The following is an 11970-nucleotide window of genomic DNA, read 5'->3' on the forward strand; positions in this document are numbered from 1 at the left end:
ATGACTGGGCCACGGACACGAGCGATGGCAACCGGTTTCCAGCCAGGACGTCAAGATGGCCTGCTGTCGGCTCCTGGGCGGTGATGATCAAGCCGGTCTCGGTGTGCCCTCCTGTCGATGTCCCAGGCGCGGCGCGGAACGCCCCCTTTCGTCGTGCCGACTCGGGTGGAGCTGCGGGGATGTGCGGGACGCAGGGTTCTGACCTGCTACTTCTTCCATCTTCCGGGGATCCGTCACGACCCTGGAGCCGACTGGCTCATGTCGCCGAGGTTACACATTCTTTTCGAAAGTCCGTCAAGGCTCTTGACGTGGTTTCCGGACAGGAAGAAGCTCTGCCCCACTGCATAACAACCGGTTGTCCAACGACCGGATGTGGCCGTGAACTCGATCCATGGCCGAAATACCGAACGAACGAGCAAGGGGGTGGTGGGTTCATGCGCCCACATGTCGGTGCCTCGCTGAGCCGCCGCCGATTCCTCAGCCTCTCCGCGGGCGGCGCCGCGGCCGGAGCGGCGGCGCTGAGCGGATGCGCGCTCCAGGTGTCCAACGGGGCCGGCGGCGGTGCGGGGGAGACCATCACGATGATGGTCAAGGCCGACGACATCACGCCGGAGCTGGTGCAGCAGGCCCTGAAGGACACCGGCATCACGATCAAGCGGGTCGACTGGGACATCACCAAGCTGATCGCGATGCTCACCAGCGGCAACCCGCCGGACCTGGTCCGAGCCGTCGGCGCCACGGACGCGGCGTACTTCGCGGCACGGGACGTGATGGAGGAGCTGGACCCGTACTTCGCCAAGAGCAGCGTCCTCAAGGTGGAGGACCTCGACCCGGTCAACGACCTGTGGCGCTACGACGGCAGGACCCAGGGCAAGGGCCCCCGCTACGGCATGGCGAAGGACTTCTCCCAGGACTCCATGTTCTGGTACAACACGGCGGCCTTCGACAAGAAGGGCGTCGACTACCCGTCGGAGACCGAGCCCATCACGTTCGAGGAGTGGCTGGAGAACGCCCAGCGCCTCGTGCAGCGTTCCAAGGGCCAGACGACCGTCTCCGGCGGCAGCTACAACGGGCTGTTGAGGCTCACGCTCATGGCGACCATGACGGCCTCGGCCGGCGGCAGCCTGTTCAACGACGACTTCTCCCGCGTCGACTTCACCACCCCCGAGGCCCGCAAGGCGCTGACCTGGTACATGGACTACTGCAACCTCAAGGTCGGGCCGAGCCCCATCCAGCCCGACCCCAACGGCTGGGACGGACCGACCTACCAGGCCGGACGGCTGGCCATGTCGAATGCCGGCTACTGGATGGGCGGCATGATCGGCACCGACAAGAAGCTGGCGCAGGTCTCCCGTCTCGCGCCCGCCCCGGTCTTCGCGGGCGGCCCGCGCATCAGCGCCTGCCAGGGCGGCACCGGCCTGTGGATGCCGCGCAAGGCGAGGAACAAGGACGCCGCGTGGCGGATCTTCGAGTGGTATTTCGGTGAGGCGCCGGCCAAGGCGCGCGCCTCCGGCGGCTGGGGGATCCCCACGCTGAAGTCCCTGCGCCCGCTGATGCCCGCTCAGGAGGACTACCAGAAGCGGACGTTGAAAGCACAGCAGAACGAACTCAAGCACTTCTCGGTGGTCTCCCTCACCCCCTACATCACGGGCGACGCCTTCGAGTCCCTCTTCAACCAGGTCGCCCCGGCCGGGATGAAGGGCGAGATCTCCGTCGACACCCTCGCGGGACGCCTGAACTCGGTCATCAACGAGCAGCTCAAGCGCGGTAAGGAGCAGGTGGGATGACGGTCGATCAGGTCCCCTCCGTCGCGGACCGGCCCGGCTCGACCGCGAACCCCGGCCGGACCCGGTCGGCCGGCCGCACCGGTCCCTCGATGACCGCGCGCAGGCACCGCGCGTTCTACATGTTCGCCTCGCCGTGGATCATCGGGTTCGCGCTGCTGACCATCGCGCCCATGGTGTACGCGCTGTGGCTGAGCTTCACCACCTACGACGGCATCTCGCCGAACTGGCACTACGTGGGCCTCGGCAACTACACCGAGCTGCTGAACGACCCGCAGACCTGGGACTCCCTGGGCCGCGCGGGCCTGTTCGCGGTGATCTCGGTGCCGCTGTCGATCGTCGCGGGGCTCGCGCTCGCCGTCCTGATCAACCGGCCGGTCAAGGGGCGCGGTCTCTTCCGCACCCTGCTCTACCTGCCCGCGGTGGTGCCGCCGGTCGGCGCGGGCATCGCCTTCAAGAACCTCTTCGACCAGAACTCCGGTGCCGCCAACGGTGTCCTGACCTTCTTCGGCTTCGACGCGCTCGGCTGGCTGGCCGACCCCTACGCCCGGTACGTGCTCATCATGACGGTGCTCTGGGCCGCCGGAAACATCATGATCATCTCGTTGGCGGGGCTCCAGGACGTGCCCCGTGAACTCCACGAGGCCGCCCGCATCGACGGGGCGAGCGCCTGGCGGACCTTCCGCAGCATCACCGTGCCGCTGCTGTCGCCGGTGCTGCTGTTCCAGACCGTGACCGGCGTGATCGCCTCGGTGCAGACCATCATGCCGATGCTGCTGGCCCCCCTCTCCACCACGGGTGGCCTCACCACGATTCCGCAGTCCAACTACACGTACATGATCCACGTGTTCTCGCAGTACTTCGCGCTCGGCCGCTACGGATACGCCTCCGCCCTGCTGTGGGTGCTCTTCGTCCTGATCCTCATCGCGACCGGACTCATCTTCAAGTTCACGTCCGGTGTGGTGTTCTACAACGTCGACCCGGAGGCGAAGAAGTGACCGCCACCAGCCTCAACCCCAAGTCTCCGGTCCGTGTGCGGATACGGACGAACCGCCTCGTCCTCTACACGGTCCTCGTCTCCGTCACCGGCCTGTTCCTCGGCCCCTTCGGCTGGCTGGTCCTCACCGGCCTGAAGGCTCCGTCCGAACTGGCGGCGGCCCCCGTGCGCTGGCTCCCCGCGGACTTCCAGTGGCACAACTTCGCGGACGCCTACCAGCTCATCGACTTCCTCGGCTACGCCCGCAACTCCCTGATCATCGCCCTGATCTACGGGGTCCTCGTCACGCTCAGCTCCGCCTGGGTCGGCTTCGGCTTCGCCCGGCTGTCCGCACCGGGCAAGAAGACGCTGTTCGGCATCCTCATCGGCTCGATGATGCTGCCGCAGATGATCACCCTCCTGCCGACCTACCTGATCTTCGCCAAGCTCGGCATGGTCGACACGTACTGGCCGTGGGTGCTGTGGGGCCTGTCGTCCGCCCCGTATCTGGTCTTCCTCTTCCGGCAGTTCTTCGCCGGTCTGCCCCGCGAGCTGGAGGAGGCCGCGATCGTCGACGGCTGCGGATACGGCCAGATCTTCTGGCGGATCTTCCTGCCTCAGTCGTGGCCGGTCCTGTCGGCGAGCTTCGTGATCGCCTTCACCTGGACCTGGGGCGACTACATCGCACCCCAACTCCTGCTGTCGACGGACAAGTCCACCCTTGCCGTCGCCGTCATGACCACCTACATCTCCTCGGCCGGCACCCCCATCACCAACCTCCAGGCCGCCGCCTCCGTGATGTACGTCGTCCCGATCCTGCTGATCTTCCTCATCGCCCAGCGCGGCTTCGTCGCCGGGATGTCCACCTCCGGTCTCAAGTAGCCCGCGCGGCTTCCGCTGCCCGAGCTCTCATCTCATTCGCCGATAAGGAACTCCCTCATGAACGACACCCAGGGCACCGGCCTGTCCCGGCGCACCCTCATCCAGGCCGCGGGCGCCACCGCCGCCGCCTACTCCCTCATCGGTACGGCAGCCGGCACCGCGAGCGCGGAGGACAGACCGGAGGCCGCCGACCGGCTCGTGGTGCACCCCGTGCCGGGCGCCATGCCGATCAACACCAGCTATGTCGTCAAGGCCCGTACCCCCGGCGGACAGTGGAAGCCGGTGCCGGTCCTGCGCGCCACCACGAAGACCATCAACGAGAAGACCGGCTCCGGCGTCATCCGCCCCACCTCGGTGGCGAGCCTCGACTTCACCGGCACCGTGGAGGTGCAGGTCACCTGGTCCCAGGGCGCCATCCCCTCCGCTCGGATCCGCCCGCTGTCGTACGACATCCAGCACGAGGTCAGCGGCGACACCATCACCTTCAGCCTCACCGAGCCGCGCAACCTCTCCATCGAGATCGACGGCGACATCTACGGCAACCTCCAACTGCACGCCAATCCCATCGAGAAGACGCGGCCGGAGGCGGACGACCCCGACGTCATCTACTTCGGCCCCGGCATGCACACCCCCGCGGACGGCGTGGTGAAGGTGGCCAGCGGCAAGACGGTGTACCTGGCCGGCGGCGCGGTGCTCAAGGCCCGGGTGGAGTTCGTCAACGTGGAGAACGCCCGCCTGCTCGGCCGGGGCATCATCACGGGGTCGGACGCCGCCACCCTGGTGCAGTTCTCCAAGAACATCGAGATCGACGGCATCCTCGTCCTCAACCCGAAGACCGGCTACTCCTGCACCATCGGCCAGTCGAAGCAGGTCACCGTCCGCAACCTGCACTCCTACAGCTCCGGCCAGTGGGGCGACGGCATCGACGTGTTCAGCAGCGAGGACGTTCTGATCGAGGGCGTCTGGATGCGCAACAGCGACGACTGCATCGCCATCTACGCCCACCGCTGGGACTACTACGGCGACTGCCGCAACGTCACCGTCCGCGACTCGACCCTGTGGGCCGACGTCGCCCACCCGGTGAACATGGGCACGCACGGCAACCCGGAGAAGCCCGAGACGATCGAGAACATCGTCTTCAGCAACATCGACGTCCTCCAGCACCGCGAGCCGCAGGTCCTCTACCAGGGCTGCTTCGCCCTCAACCCGGGCGACAGCAACCTCATCCGCAACGTCCGTATCCAGGACGTCCGGGTCGAGGACTTCACCTGGGGCCAGCTGTTCAACATGCGGGTCATGGCCAACCGTTACAACGCCTCGCCCGGCCGGGGCATCGAGGACGTCTACGTCCGCAACCTCACGTACAACGGCAAGAACGCGATCATGCCGATCGTCGTGGGCTACGACGCGGACCGCGCCGTCAAGAACCTCACCTTCCAGAACCTGGCGATCAACGGCACGGTCGTCCACGACAAGATGCGCAAGCCGGGCTGGTACCTGACCACCGACATGGTGCCGATGTTCGCCAACGAGCACGTCAAGAACCTCCGCTTCCTGGACTCCGCCACCGCCGCCGCGACCGCCGCCCCGGAGGTCACCAGCGCCGGCGAGGCCACGGCCACCGCACGCCAGGTCTTCAACCACCTCGTCACCGCGAGCGCGCTGCCGACGTCGTACGGCGCCGAGGGGCTGCCCCCCGGCCTGGAGTTCGACGACAAGACGGGCCAGATCTCCGGCACCCCGCAGGTCCCCGGCACCTACACCGTCACCGTCTCGGCCACGAACACCGTCGGCACGGCGACCAAGTCCCTCACGATCACCGTGCAGCACCCGTAAGCCAGGAGACATACCGTGCAAGCCCTCAGCCGACGGACGTTCCTCGGCGCGGCGGGACTCGCGGGCGTGGCCGGGAGCGGACTGCTGTCCGCCCTCGCCGCCACGCCCGCGTGGGCCCAGGTCGCCGACGCGGCGTTCTCCTTCGCGCACCCCGGTCTTCTGCACTCCCGCGCCGACCTGGACCGGATGAGGTCCGCGGTCGCGGAAGGCCGCGCCCCGATCGCCGCCGGCTTCGCCGCGCTGGCCGCCGACTCCCGTTCCCAGCACAGCTACGCCGTCCGCAACACCGGCCAGATCACCACCTGGGGACGCGGCCCCACCGACAACACCAGCCAGGCGGCCACCGACGCGGCCGCCGCCTACCAGAACGCCCTCATGTGGGCGGTCACCGGCGACGTACGCCACGCCGACAAGGCCCGCGACATCCTCGACGCCTGGGCCGCCTCCCTCACCGGCATCACCGGCGCCGACGGCCAACTCGGCGCCGGTATCCAGGGCTTCAAGTTCGTCAACGCCGCCGAGATCCTCCGCCACAGCGGCTACGACGGCTGGCCCGAGGAGTCGATACGCCGCTGCGAGCGCTCCTTCACCGACGTCTGGTACCCGGCCCTGTCCGGCTACTGCCTCTATGCCAACGGCAACTGGGACGTCGCGGCGCTGCGCACCATCCTCGCCGTCGCCGTCTTCTGCGACAACCGGGTGATGTTCGAGGACGCGCTGCGCTTCGCGGCCGCCGGCGCCGGCAACGGCTCGGTCCTGCACCGCATCGTCACCGCCGCGGGACAGGGGCAGGAATCCGGCCGCGACCAGGCCCACGAGCAGCTCGCCGTCGGCCTGCTGGCGGACGCCGCCGAGGTCGCCTGGCAGCAGGGCGTCGACCTGTACGGCTTCGCCGACGACCGGATCCTCGCCAACTTCGAGTACTTCGGCCGCTACAACCTCGGCGACAACGCCGTACCGTTCACCCCCGACCTCGACCGCACTGGCAAGTACATCAAGACGGCCGTCTCGGACCGGCAGCGCGGACAGTGGCGCCCGCTGTGGGAGATGGCGTACGCCCACTACGCCGGACGCCTCGGCAAGCCCACCCCCTACACCGAGAAGGTCGTCTTCCGGGGCACCGGCGGGACCCGCGTCATCGAGGGCTACCAGGAGGACCACCCCGGCTGGGGAACCCTCACCTACGCCGGCACGACAGCCGCCTCGCCCACCGCGCCCACGGCCCCCGCCGGGGTCACCGCGACCGGCGACGGCCGCTCCGTCACCGTGTCCTGGCTGCCGACCGCGTGGGCGAAGACGTACACGGTCCGCCGGGCCACCCGCCTGGAGGGACCGTACGAGGAGATCGCCTCCGGCGTCGACAAGCCGGCGTACAAGGACTCCGACGTGCGCGCGGGACGGACGTACTACTACACGGTGTCCGCCGCCAACGCGCAGGGCCGCAGCGCCGATTCACTCCCGACGGCCCTCACCACCGGTCTCCCCGAGCCCTGGTCCACCCAGGACCTCGGGGAGGCCGAGATCCCCGGCTCCGCCGCCTTCGACGGTGAACGGTTCGTGCTGGAGGCGTCCGGCACCGCCGACACCTACCGGCTCGTCCACCTGCCGCTGCCGGGCGACGGGGCGGTGACCGCGCGGATCGTGTTCCCGCTGAGCTCGCAGTACGCCAAGATCGGCGTCACCCTGCGCGACTCCCTCGACGCGGACGCCGCGCACGCCTCGATGCTGATCCAGGGGCTGCCGCTGCACACCTGGAGCGGCGTGTGGAGCGTCCGTCCGAAGGCGGGCGTGGCTGTCTCCGGCACCGGCAGTACTCCCGTGCCGCCGTCCCAGCAGACGGCGATCACCAGCTCGGCCGCCTTCCCGATCTCCGACCTCGGCACCCTGCCCGAGTCGGCGACCCCGCTTCAGGCCCCGTACGTCGAGGGCGCGGGCGACGGCTACCGGCTGCGGGCGCCGTACTGGGTGCGCCTGACCCGCCGGGGCCGGCGCTGCACCGGAGCGATCTCCCCGGACGGCATCCGCTGGACCGAAGTCGGCTCCACCGAGGTCGAGTTGGGCCGCACGGCGTACGCGGGCCTCGTCCTCACCTCGTGCCTCGGCGTCGACGCGGGGTACGCCGAGACCGGCACCGGCGCCTTCGACAACGTCAGCGTGACCTCCACTTCCCTCGGCGAGGTCTGGTCCGTGCCGCGCCCGGCCCGCACCGCCGTCGGCCTCAAGGCCACCACCGGCGCCGACGCCGTCGAGCTGGCCTGGACCGACCCGGACCTCTCGGCCCGCTACAAGGTGCTGCGCGGCACCTCCGCCGACGGCCCCTTCGAGACGATCGCCACCGCCGTCGGCGCGGTCGGCTTCGGCACCCGTATCCGGTACGCCGACGCCACGGGCACACCTGGGACGACGTACCACTACGTCGTCGCGAAGACGAACTGCGGCGGACGCGGCCCGCTCTCGGAACCGACGTCCGCGCGGATGCCGACCCCGGACGTGCCCCGACTCACCTCGGCCACGGCCGCGTTCGCGAACAAGGGTGTCGCCTTCCGGCACGTCCTGCGCGGCTCGCACGAGCCCGTGCGGTTCACCGCCGACGGCCTGCCCGACGGTCTCCGCCTCGACCGGCGCACCGGCGTGATCTCCGGAACGCCCCATGAGACCGGCGACTTCACGGTGACCACCACCGCGGGCAACGCGGCAGGCGACGGTTCCGGCAAGCTGACCCTGACGGTCGGCACACCCCCGCCCGCCCCGTGGACGTACGGCGACCTGGGCGATGTCGTCCTCGACGACCGGGAGTTCGCCACCTTCGGCGTCGCGGCCATCCGCACCCCGGGCAGTACGTCGTACGCCGACGGCACCTTCACCGTGCGCGGTGCGGGCGTCGACCTGAGCACCAACAACCAGGGGATGACCGGGCAGTTCGTCCGGCGGCCCGTCACCGGCGACTGCGAGATCACCGCCCGGCTCGGCTCCCGCACGGGCGCGAGCGCCGACCAGGTGGGCCTGCTGATGGCCAAGTCGCTGTCGCCGTTCGACCAGGCCGCCGGTGCCGTCGTCACCGGCGGGACCACCGCGCAGCTCATGCTGCGCACGACCGTGGCCGGAAAATCGGCCTTCACCGGGAACGCACCCGCCACCCTCCCCGCCCTGCTGCGACTGAAGCGCGCCGGGACCGCCTTCACCGCAGCCCTGTCCACCGATGACGGCGCCACCTGGACCACCCTCGCCACCGGCGAGATCCCCGGGTTCGGTGACGCCCCCTACTACGTGGGCCTCGTGGTCTGCTCCCGCAGCCAACTGGCCCGCTGCACCACCGAGTTCGACGAGGTGAGTATCACCACCGACTGATCCCCCCACGGATTGGAGTCGCACCAATGAGCCGCACTTCCCCCCACCAGCACCGCACCACAGGTGCGTTGAGCCGCCGCGGTCTGCTCAAGACCGCCGGCGGTCTCACCGCGGCCGTCGCCCTGGGCACCGCGTCCGCCGCCACCACGGCGGACGCGGCCCCCGCGACCTTCACCCACCCCGGCATGCTGCACAACGCCGGTGACATCAACCGGGCCAAGGTCAGGGTCGCCGCGGGCACCGACCCCTGGCTGTCCGGCTGGAACCGGCTGACCGCCAACTCCCACTCCCAGTCCACCTGGACGCCCCGCCCCACGGCCACGATCATCCGCGGCGGCGACGGCCAGAACTACCCCCAGCTCTACAACGACATCCACGCCGCCTACCAGAACGCCCTGCGCTGGCACGTCGGCGGCACCGCCGCGAACGCGGACTGCGCCGTGCGCATCCTCAACGCCTGGTCGTCCACGCTGACCGAGATCACGGGCAACGCCGACCGGTACCTGGCCGCCGGTCTCTACGGCTGGCAGTTCGCGAACGCCGCCGAACTCATGCGCGGGTACGCCGGGTTCGACCTCAACCGGTTCAAGACGATGATGCTCAACGTCTTCTACCCGCTCAACGACCGGTTCCTCCGCGAGCACAACGACGCCTGCATCACCAACTACTGGGCCAACTGGGACCTGTGCAACATGGCCTCGATCATGGCCATCGGGATCCTCTGCGACGACGGCGCCAAGTACGACCAGGCCGTCAACTACTTCAAGAACGGCGGCGGCAACGGCCAGATCCAGCGCGCCGTCCCGTTCCTGTACAGCAACGTCGAGGGCTACGACCTCGGCCAGTGGCAGGAGTCCGGCCGCGACCAGGGCCACACCGTCATGGGCATGGGCCAGATGGGCGCCCTGTGCGAGATGGCCTGGAACCAGGGCGACGACCTGTACTCCTACGACGGCCGGCGCTTCATGAAGGCCGCCCAGTACGTCGCCAAGTACAACCTGAACATGAACGTGCCCTACACCACCTACACCTGGGGCAGCGGACAGAACTGCGCCCAGCAGTCACAGACGGTGATCGGCTCCGGCAGCCGCGGCCAGGTCCGCCCCGTCTGGGCCATGCTCCACTACCACTACAACCGGCGCGTGTACCTCGACGACAAGTACATCGCCCAGATGTGCTTCTCCGTCGCCCCCGAAGGCGGAGGAGGTGACTACGGCTCCACCAGCGGAGGCTACGACCAGCTCGGCTTCGGCACGCTGATGTACGCCAAGTAGCGACGTACGCCAAGCAGCGGGGTACGCCGAATAGCCCCCTCGCCCGCTCGTGCACCGGAATATCGGGCCACAATGAGTTGCTCTGATCTTCACGGTGCACGAGCGCGGTGAGGAGGCTGGTGCGTATGACAGCAGTCCGTTCGGACCCCGTGGTGAGCACGCCCTACGGTGCGGTACGGGGCCGGTACGAACACGGCGTAGCGGTGTTCCGGGGCATCCCCTACGCGGCGCCCCCCTTCGGCCCGCGCCGGTTCCGGCCGCCCGTGCCGCCGGAGCCCTGGGACGGCGTGCGCGACGCCGGCGCCTTCGGGCCGACCGCGCCGAAACCGCCGTACTCCGAGGCCTTCGCGCAATACCTGTCCGACCCCGTCGTGCCCGGCGACGACTGCCTCAACCTCAACGTCTGGACCCCCGAGCCGGGCCCGGGCGCCCGGCTCCCGGTCATGGTGTGGGTGCACGGCGGCGCCCTGACCCGCGGCTCCTCGGGTGTGCCGGTGTACGACGGCCGGCCCTTCGCACGCGACGGTGTTGTCCTCGTCTCCGTCAACTACCGGCTGGGCGTCGAGGGCTACGGCTACTTCCCGGACGCCCCCGCCAACGCCGGCCTGCGCGACCAGCTCGCCGCCCTGCGGTGGGTGCACGAGTCGATCGCGGCCTTCGGCGGCGACCCCGACCGCATCACCCTGTGCGGCCAGTCCGCCGGCGCCATCAGCATCGGCGCGCTGCTCGCCGCCCCGCAGGCCCAAGGCCTGGTCCGGCGGGCCGTCCTGCAGAGCGGACCGCCCGAGGCGGCCGAGCGGGACAAGGTACGGCGGATGGTGCGCCGCATGGCCAACCGGCTGAAGATCCCCGCGACCGCCGCCGCCTTCGCCGAGGTCGACCGCGAACTGCTCCTGCGCACCCAGGCCGAGGTGGGCAGACTCAGCAGCCCCGTGCTCGGCGGGCCCGCCTTCGGGATCGTCGTCGACGGCGACATCGTCCCCCGTGACCCGCTGGAGGCGCTCACGGAGGGTGACGCCGCCGCCGGCGTCGACCTGATGACCGGCTGGACCCGCGACGAGTACCGGCTGTGGCTGGTGCCCGGCGGCCTCCTGGAGCGCCTCGACCGGCTCGGCGCGGTCGCCCTGGCCGGCGCCATGGCCCGCTGCCACGTCGGCGCCGAGGTGCCCCGCGGCTACCGCGCCCTGCACCCGGAGGCCGGCACCGCCGAGATCGTCGGTCAGATGGTCACCGACCACCTGCTGCGCGCCCCCCTGCACCGCCTGGCCGACGCCCGCCCCGCCCCGACGTACGTGTACGAGTTCGCCTGGCCCTCCAGCCTCCCCGACCTCGGCGCCTGCCACGCCCTGGAGCTCGGCTTCGTCTTCGACACCGGAGACGTCCCCGAGTCCCGCAAGCTGGCCGGCGAGGGCGCCCCGCAGGAGCTGGCGGACGAGATGCACGGGGCGTGGCTGCGGTTCGCGGTGGACGGCGACCCGGGTTGGCAGGCGTGGGACGACTCGCACCCGGTGCGTGTCTTCGGCGACGGCGACACCCACACCGTCCACGGCCCGCGCGACGCCGAGCTCGCCCTGTGGGCCGCCGCCGCCGTCACGACCCCGGAATCCACACCCGCATCGGCCCTTGCCGACGGTTCGCCCACGCGTAGTACGGAACTGCGGTCAGTGGTACGGCGGCTGCGTCTGCCCGGCGCCGTCCGTCGGCACTGACGACGGTCACCCCGCCCAGCAGATCCGGCTCGTGCCGGGCGGCCAGCTCGGCGCCGTCGGGGAGGGTGAGCTCGTCGAAGGGGATGCCGGGCCGCTGGTCCACGCCCTCCAGGCAGTGCACGAGCGGCCCGCGCTCGATCGCCGCGCAGCCCGGGTCCGGC

7 protein-coding genes and 1 pseudogene are annotated in these 11970 nt (G+C 70.1%); 7 read left to right on the top strand and 1 reads right to left on the bottom strand.

Features of this window, described 5'->3' with window-relative positions:
- The first annotated feature begins 434 nt into the window (after nucleotides 1-434).
- From ACIREI_RS42895 to ACIREI_RS42925, 7 genes are all read left to right on the top strand, one after another.
- Entirely contained in the window at nucleotides 435-1787 is a 1353-nt protein-coding gene (locus ACIREI_RS42895) for an extracellular solute-binding protein (protein ID WP_403345400.1), read from the top strand.
- The gene (locus ACIREI_RS42900) at nucleotides 1784-2782 is read left to right on the top strand and encodes a carbohydrate ABC transporter permease (RefSeq protein WP_403345402.1); all 999 of its coding nucleotides are present in this window, start codon (nucleotides 1784-1786) and stop codon (nucleotides 2780-2782) included. Before ACIREI_RS42895 ends, ACIREI_RS42900 begins: the two co-directional genes overlap by 4 nt.
- Complete coding sequence (locus tag ACIREI_RS42905) at nucleotides 2779-3642, top strand: carbohydrate ABC transporter permease (protein WP_403345404.1); 864 nt, start codon at nucleotides 2779-2781, stop codon at nucleotides 3640-3642. Before ACIREI_RS42900 ends, ACIREI_RS42905 begins: the two co-directional genes overlap by 4 nt.
- Nucleotides 3643-3699: 57 nt before the next feature.
- Nucleotides 3700-5478, top strand: a complete 1779-nt coding sequence (locus tag ACIREI_RS42910; protein WP_403345406.1) for a putative Ig domain-containing protein — start codon at nucleotides 3700-3702, stop codon at nucleotides 5476-5478.
- Nucleotides 5479-5493: 15 nt separating this feature from the next.
- A complete protein-coding gene (locus tag ACIREI_RS42915) occupies nucleotides 5494-8826 on the top strand; it encodes an alginate lyase family protein (protein ID WP_403345408.1) in 3333 nt (1110 codons plus the stop codon).
- A 26-nt stretch (nucleotides 8827-8852) separates the two neighbouring features.
- A complete protein-coding gene (locus ACIREI_RS42920; protein WP_403345410.1) occupies nucleotides 8853-10100 on the top strand; it encodes an alginate lyase family protein in 1248 nt (415 codons plus the stop codon).
- Between the two features lie 125 nt (nucleotides 10101-10225).
- A complete protein-coding gene (locus ACIREI_RS42925; protein WP_403345411.1) occupies nucleotides 10226-11809 on the top strand; it encodes a carboxylesterase/lipase family protein in 1584 nt (527 codons plus the stop codon).
- On the opposite strand, the pseudogene ACIREI_RS42930 reads toward ACIREI_RS42925, so the two are convergent.
- Nucleotides 11760-11930: pseudogene (locus ACIREI_RS42930) on the bottom strand (hypothetical protein); the annotation flags it as partial. The gene ACIREI_RS42925 and the pseudogene ACIREI_RS42930 overlap by 50 nt on opposite strands.
- Between the last annotated feature and the right edge of the window lie 40 nt (nucleotides 11931-11970).

This window comes from Streptomyces sp. NPDC093591 (assembly GCF_044764885.1).
Classification (GTDB): Bacteria; Actinomycetota; Actinomycetes; order Streptomycetales; family Streptomycetaceae; genus Streptomyces.

What these genes read in the sequence shown, in the direction of transcription:
- ACIREI_RS42895 (WP_403345400.1), top strand. Translation starts at nt 435, where the DNA reads ATGCGCCCACATGTCGGTGCCTCGCTGAGCCGCCGCCGATTCCTCAGC.
- ACIREI_RS42900 (WP_403345402.1), top strand. Translation starts at nt 1,784, where the DNA reads ATGACGGTCGATCAGGTCCCCTCCGTCGCGGACCGGCCCGGCTCGACC.
- ACIREI_RS42910 (WP_403345406.1), top strand. Translation starts at nt 3,700, where the DNA reads ATGAACGACACCCAGGGCACCGGCCTGTCCCGGCGCACCCTCATCCAG.
- ACIREI_RS42920 (WP_403345410.1), top strand. Translation starts at nt 8,853, where the DNA reads ATGAGCCGCACTTCCCCCCACCAGCACCGCACCACAGGTGCGTTGAGC.
- ACIREI_RS42925 (WP_403345411.1), top strand. Translation starts at nt 10,226, where the DNA reads ATGACAGCAGTCCGTTCGGACCCCGTGGTGAGCACGCCCTACGGTGCG.